Source organism: Vibrio sp. 1288 (assembly GCF_033344475.1).
Genome location: NZ_JAWPOX010000427.1, coordinates 1 through 749 on the forward strand (window position 1 = coordinate 1; position 749 = coordinate 749).

Consider the following 749-nt stretch of genomic DNA (forward strand, 5'->3'; position numbering starts at 1 on the left):
AATCCAGTACAGATTGAGCATTACTCGCAATACTTTCATCACAGCACTGCTTTAAAACCAGAATGAAATCATTCAGTTCTTCGGCAGACACGCCATTATTCATGCTGATGTTGTAGTGTGCCGCAAGCTGACTGTTCACTCCGTTGATATTTGCCAGCGCTGCAATCGTGGCAATTTCTCGTTGTTTCCACGTCAGGAGGTCACGCGCGAAAATGTCACCAAACAAATGGGCTTTTAAGTACTGATCTATTTGAGGTGAAAAGTCGAACAGCGGGCCTTTGACTTGCATACCGACCAGCGTTGTTTGGTTCTGACTGCCTAGCTCTAAGCTGCTTTTATCTGCCGTCAACGGCGTCGATTCACGCCCTAATATGTCGGTAATACCACGATTTTTGCGCACTTCAACCACTTCCATAAAAGCAGCCAATCCATTCAAACTGCGGGGAAAACCTGCGTAAGCGTATAGTTGAGCGAGAACTTCTTTAATCTCATTGATCGTTAAGCCGCTTTCTAAACCATCATTCAGGCTAATCTTGAGTTTTTCTACGTCACCGCTTGCGGTGAAAGCCGCGATTGGAACGATGGCTCGTTCTTTATTACTCAATTTATCTGTTGCAAAAGCAGGCATAACAGCGGATATCGTTGTCATAGTCAGTACCCAAATTAATATGGACTTAATTGAAGTTTTAATTGCGATCATCGTCAGAACCTTCCGTTGGTTGACCACATGCCGAAGCGACTTGAGGAGC

1 protein-coding gene is annotated in these 749 nt (G+C 44.7%); it reads right to left on the reverse strand.

What is annotated here, in order from left to right; all coding sequences use genetic code 11:
- A partial coding sequence (locus tag R8O11_RS27190) for a carboxymuconolactone decarboxylase family protein (protein ID WP_318194872.1) occupies positions 1 to 628 on the reverse strand: 628 nt, incomplete at its 3' end.
- Positions 629 to 749: the final 121 nt, after the last annotated feature.